General features: G+C 71.3%; 1 protein-coding gene and 1 pseudogene. One reads left to right on the plus strand and one right to left on the minus strand.

All coding sequences use genetic code 11. The features are described 5' to 3' along the window. A pseudogene (locus tag MJ783_RS17260) lies at nt 1–1,152 on the minus strand (hypothetical protein); the annotation flags it as partial. 426 nt (nt 1,153–1,578) lie between these two features. Here MJ783_RS17260 and MJ783_RS17265 point away from each other — a divergent pair. Next, the coding region (locus MJ783_RS17265; protein WP_305039502.1) for an FGLLP motif-containing membrane protein at nt 1,579–3,470 on the plus strand (1,892 nt) is incomplete at its 3' end.

Raw genomic sequence — 3,470 nt, forward strand, 5'->3', positions numbered from 1 at the left:
GTCGAGGCCGAAGGCAGCCTGGCAGGACAGCCAGACGCTTTCCGCCAGGCGTTTCACCGGCACCGGCGCTGGCATGCCGTAGATGGTGTTGAGGACGTCGGGCACGGCTTCGTCGAAGACGTCGTGGAGCATGCCCGGAGCATGGCCGTACACCCGTGGCTGCACCACCGCGTCGGCAAGCTCGTTGAACGTGTTGAACGCCGCGGTCCACAGGGCCAGGCTGGCACGCAGCAGCGGCTGCGACTTCGCGACCCGCACCAAGCGGTTCTTCACCACCCGGATCAGCCGCAGTTTCTTGGCCCATTCGACCACCAGGATGAGCCCGGCCAGCTCCGTACTGCTCTTGGTCCGCCAGACCCGGCCACCGACGACGGGGTCGACCGTGTCGCCGGTGCCGAGCAGCTCGATCAGCTCACGGGCGTCGACAAGCTTGAGCTGGCCGGTCGCGGTCAACGCGCGGCCGGCGCCGACCCAGTCGGTGAGCGCACGCAGCTGCCGGACGAGCCGGTTGTCCTCCGCCATCGCGGCAAGCTCGTGCTCCGGCGGGAGTGACACCGGCAGCTGGGAGCAGGCGCGCGCGGGCGGCCCGCCGTCACCACGCAGATGCCGTGTGACGATGTCGTTGAGAATCGCATCATCGTGTTCGACCCGGCCGGCGCGGGCGCTGTCGGCGAAGCGCCGCATCGCGACCTCGTCGGTCGGGTCGATACCGGAGGTGATTGCCCGCATGGCCCAGAATTTCGCGATGCCGAAGTTGCGTTCGTCGGACATCGCCTGCCGGAACGTGTCACCGGCGGTGGCGGCGATCGCGGTCTCGATGTCGGGGAGGGCGTCGCCGGTCGGATCATCCAGAGCGGTGTGGTGCAGGTAACGCAGCATTGTGAGCAGCATGTCCGGGATATCGGCGGCGTCGTCCGCGCTGACCGACACCTGCCGCGGTATCCAGTCGAGCAGGAACGCCCGGACGAGGTCGACGGTCCAGAAGCCGAGCCGTCCATCGACGCTGTAATGGCGGAAGTCCAGCGCGGCATCCAGGATAAACGGATCAACGGTCAGCTGTTGTTCGCCCGCCCACACCGAACAGCGGCGGATGAACAGCTCCTTCGCGGCCTCGAATTCGTTGGACTGCTCGGGCTCGAAGTGTGTACGCATGTCCGCGCCTTCCTTGCCGATCGTTTGCCGGCCAGACTAGCGGCGGTGCGTGTTGACCGCGTAACCACCTCCGTCGAACCCGCCGCCAGCCCGGATCGCGTAACGTCACTCGATGTTCAGCCACGCGTTGGCATATTGCTGATTGTAGTCGGCCGAACCAGGCAACGCATCAGGCAATAAGAGCGCCCGGCAATAGGGGCGTGGATCAAGGAGCGGGGCTGGGGTGCGTGCATCGCGAGGCGGCGCGGGGATGCGCCGGAGGTGGTGGGCGTTGACCGGCGAGTCGGGGCACCCGTGCGTCGCGCGGCGATGGCTGATGGCTTCCCAAACACGCCGTAAAGCGCTGATCAGCGGCTGCCGAGGAATGCCCCCATGGCCGGCCGCGGATGAGGCGAGCGGCGCCGGCCTGTCGGGGCGGAGGATGGCGTGGACACAAGGCACATAGTGCGCAATGTCGCTGGTGGCCGGAGCCCGACAGGGACATGGCTGCTTGCCGTGCTCCTCGCGATACTGGGCGTGGCGGCAACGGTTGGCTGGGGGTCGGTGCCGCCAGCCAACGCGGCCGTGCGGACCGCCGCGGCCGCGGCCGCGGGACCGTCGATGGCGCTCACCCCTGTGTCCGGGCCGGCCGGGGCTTCCGTGACAGCGACCGGGACGGGGTTCGGCTGCACCGGCACGAGGGTTCCCGCAGTAGACGTGTCCTGGGACCGGACCCAGGCCGTGGGGACGGCGTCGGTCAGTTCCGGCGGCTTCAGCCTCACCTTCCGGGTACCGATGGGAGCGGCCGCTGGTTCACACTCGGTCACCGCCGCGTGTTCCGCGGTCTCTGCCTCGGCGACGTTCACCGTGGTCCAGCCTGTGCCGTCGCCTACCCCGGCTCCCCAGCCCACCCCGGCTCCCCAGCCCAGCACCACCCCGGCCACCCCGGCCAGCCCGGTGGCCAGCGCGGCCGGTGGCCCCGCGGCGACCACGTCCGCTGCTGGTGTGACGGCAGCTGGCACGGCCGGGGCGCCGATACAGACCGTGGTGGCACCCGACACGACCAACGCCGGGGGGGTTCCCACCGGCGGGACAGCACAGCCCGTGCCCGGCGCAGGCTCCGGCTCCGACGCGGCCTCCGGGGGCTTGCCGGGGGCCGCGGCCGGTGGCGTGGCGGATGCGGCTGGTGGCGGTGGCCCTGGCGGAACGGGCGGGTCGGCCGGGCTGGGGACGGCAGTTACCAGCGGCCCGCGCGGTTCCGGGGAACCGGGTGATCGATCGGGCGAGGCGGGTGGGCGGCTGCGTTCCGGCTATGCCCGTGCCCTGCCCGCTCCCGGCGAGGTCTTCCGCCGCCCCGCGCGGGTGGGCGCCATGGCCGGCCTGGCTGTGTTGCTGCTGCCGCTGGTCGGCTTCGCCGCCGAGCTGTTCCACAAGACCATCCACCACAACCGCGAGACCCTGCGCCGCTGGTTCGCCTGGGCGTCGCCGTTCCCGGCCAGGGCCGGGCGGCTGCCGCGGCCGCTGCTCATCGCCGGCTTCTTCCTGCTTGCCACGGCACTTGCGGTGCTGGTGGAGCCGGGAGCCGGGGTGAACGCGGCGACTGTCGCGCTCGTGCTGGGCTTCGCGGTGGCGATCCCGGTCGGCATGCTGCTCTACAGCAAGCCCATCGACACCTACCAGCGGCGGGCGTCCGGTGGCGGGCGCGGTGAACTGGAGGTGCTGCCGGGCGCCGCTGTCGTGGCTGTCGGCTGCGCGCTGCTGTCCTGGGGCGCCGCGTTCAACCCCGGCTATGTGTACGGGCTGATCGCGGAGTACCGCGCCCGGGGCGGGCGGCGGCTGGCCCCGCGTGACGAGGGGCGGGCCGTGCTGGTCGGTGCGCTGGTCATGCTGGCGGTCGCGGTGGCCGCGTGGCTGGTGCGTGTCCCCGTGGTGGCGGCCCTGCGGCGGCACGGCTCCGGCCAGGGCGCGTTCGCCCTCGCGGTCACTGAGAACGTGCTGTGCCAGGTGGTGGCGGGCGCGGTGGTGGCCGCACCCGTCGTCCTGCTGCCCATTCACTACCTGGACGGCCGCAAGCTGTGGGAGTGGAGCCGCCTGGCCTGGGCCGCGACCTGTGGCGTCGCGCTGACACTTTTCGCGATCCTGGTGCTTGACCCCTCCGGGCTGCTCGGGATGGGCGATGGGCAGGTCTGGCGGCGAGCGGCCTGGCTGTTCGGCGGGTTCGCGGTTCTCTCCGTGCTTTTCTGGGCCTTCTTCCGGATCATGCCGGCACGCCTGCTCGGCCACCCGGACGAAGTGGATAACACGGATAACACGGATGGCCCGGATGGCCCGGATGGCCC

It is taken from the genome of Protofrankia sp. Cj3, from assembly GCF_917627355.1.
Lineage (GTDB): Bacteria > Actinomycetota > Actinomycetes > Frankiales > Frankiaceae > Protofrankia.